At 42.8% G+C, this 1,941-nt stretch carries 3 protein-coding genes and 1 pseudogene; 3 read left to right on the top strand and 1 reads right to left on the bottom strand.

The window, feature by feature from the left end:
* Nucleotides 1–470: pseudogene (locus BG32_RS13675) on the top strand (transposase); the annotation flags it as partial.
* A 187-nt stretch (nt 471–657) separates the two neighbouring features.
* The gene (locus BG32_RS17245) at nt 658–825 is read left to right on the top strand and encodes a 6-phosphogluconolactonase (RefSeq protein ID WP_147431759.1); all 168 of its coding nucleotides are present in this window, start codon (nt 658–660) and stop codon (nt 823–825) included.
* Here the strand turns inward: BG32_RS17245 and BG32_RS13665 are convergent.
* Nucleotides 822–1,094 carry a hypothetical protein gene (locus tag BG32_RS13665; protein WP_147431760.1) on the bottom strand — a complete coding sequence of 91 codons (273 nt, stop codon included), beginning with the start codon at nt 1,092–1,094 and terminating at the stop codon, nt 822–824. The genes BG32_RS17245 and BG32_RS13665 overlap by 4 nt on opposite strands.
* Before the next feature lie 388 nt (nt 1,095–1,482).
* On the opposite strand from BG32_RS13665, the gene BG32_RS13660 reads away from it, so the two are divergent.
* Nucleotides 1,483–1,941: dihydrodipicolinate synthase family protein (locus BG32_RS13660; RefSeq protein ID WP_147435064.1), on the top strand; the 459-nt coding region annotated here is incomplete at its 3' end.

The raw sequence follows: 1,941 nt of genomic DNA, 5'->3' as shown, positions 1-1,941 counted from the left end.
TGAAGGACTACGACAAATACTTTACTGTTTCCAGTAAATCCAGGAAAATCACACCGAATGAAGAGGCGATGCGTGAAGCGGCAAGAAACTATGGCTATTTCGCACTGCTCTCCAATGAAGTCAACGATCCCTTCGAGGCCTTATCTCTCTATCGCAGTAAAGACATACTGGAAAAGGGGTTTGGGAACCTAAAAGACCGGTTGAATTTCCGTAGAATGCAGGTTTCATCTGAACTATCACTGAATGGAAAGCTGTTTGTCGAGTTTGTCGCCTTGATTTATCTTTCCTACATAAAGAAGAAGATGCAGGACACCGGTCTCTTCGAGAACTGGACATTGCAAGATCTCCTTGACGAACTTGACACCATTGAAAGGTTTGAGTCTCCCGAACATGGCCGCTTGATCGGAGAAGCCACTAAAAAGCAGAAGGATATCTATGTCAAGCTGGGGGTGAAATCACCCTCGTTATAATTTTCGGGAATGTCGGCAGCAAATGAACTCTTGCTTAGAAAGATCTGTATTCCCAACGAAAACATCCACAGGATCAGAGGTGAACTCTCTCAATAAGAGGCTGTCTCCGAATATAGAAACGAGCCGATAAATTACTTCAGAGGGTGTGACGTAAGTTTCGATCTTGTCATACTAGGGTTTGGAGAGAATGGGCACACTGGGTTTTTTTCCCGGGTCGAAGGAAATTAGCGATGTCCGTTCCCTTGTTCTTCCCACTGAAGGAACTTATGACGAGAGGCCTTCAAAAAGGATTACTCTCGGTCTTCGAGCACTGAATCAGTCCAGGAATGTCATCGTTTTGGGCACGGGAGTCTAGAAGGCCGATATCGTCAAGAAGGTCTTTCTTGACAAAGATTCCGAACTGCCGGTCTCAAAGATTTCTCCCGAGGAAGGTAGATTAGTCTGGCTGCTGGATAAAGACGCAGCTCGATCTCTGCCATATAAATTTCTCTCGCAGTCTTCATGACGGATTCCAAAATCATTTGAAAGAAGTTGAGATCCCCAATATTCATCGAACTCGAAGAAAGATCTTCTTCCTGAAGAGACAACCCTTGAAGCGTATTTCTCCTTCACTTTCACTCTCATTAAGAAAACTTCCTGTTCACTCTCGTAAGATCCGTAACCATCACTTCGATCAATTTCCAATAAACGCAGGTCCTTCATTTAGAGCAAAGAGATTTCGCTCAATCAACTTCTGACACTGAGAAAAATAACAGTGTTTCGATTCCCGTTTCTTTAAATAAAGTTCCTGTGATTAGCGTGATAAGCTGAAAAAGCTCTATTCGGACGAAAATAGAATCACAAAAGACTGCCTTTGCGGAGGAATTCGATAAATGTTGGGATTAATCGATCGCCTGCGATTCTAGTCAGTCCAGAATAGACCTCAACGAGTTTAGAAAAATGACCCACAAGGGAATAAAATTTCATTGAAAGAAATCACGTTTCATTAAATGAAATATTAGGAGGCGTATTTATGGACGTTGTTGGCAAGTTTGGAAGGATCCTCATACCAATGAGCACAGCATTTGCAGCTGACTATTCCATTGACTATCCAATGACAAGAAGAATTGCCAGTTACTTGATCAGTAAGAACTATTGCGATTCTCTGGTGATAGCCGGAACAAATGGGGAATTCTATTCGATGAGTTTTGAAGAGAAAGTTAGACTCTTCGCAGAGGTCAAACAAGAGGTCGGAGAAAGGGTGCCGCTTATAGCCGGTACGGGCACTGCTAACACTCACGAAACAATTGAGTTGACAAAAGAAGCGGCGAGACTCGGTTATGATGCAGCTATGGTTGTTGTGCCTTATTACTGTCACCCTACACAGGAAGGAATTTATTATCACTTCTCTCAGATATGCAAGAACACGGATCTTCCCATAATGGTCTATAATATCCCGCTTTTCACTGCTTCTAACATTGATCCTTCTACC

This window comes from Mesotoga sp. HF07.pep.5.2.highcov, from assembly GCF_003666285.1.
Taxonomy (GTDB): domain Bacteria; phylum Thermotogota; class Thermotogae; order Petrotogales; family Kosmotogaceae; genus Mesotoga; species Mesotoga prima.
This window is presented reverse-complemented; position numbering and strand designations above follow the sequence as displayed.

Excerpts from the sequence above, each read along its gene's own strand:
- BG32_RS13665 (WP_147431760.1), bottom strand. The coding sequence starts at position 1,094 with ATGAGAGTGAAAGTGAAGGAGAAATACGCTTCAAGGGTTGTCTCTTCA.
- BG32_RS17245 (WP_147431759.1), top strand. The coding sequence starts at position 658 with ATGGGCACACTGGGTTTTTTTCCCGGGTCGAAGGAAATTAGCGATGTC.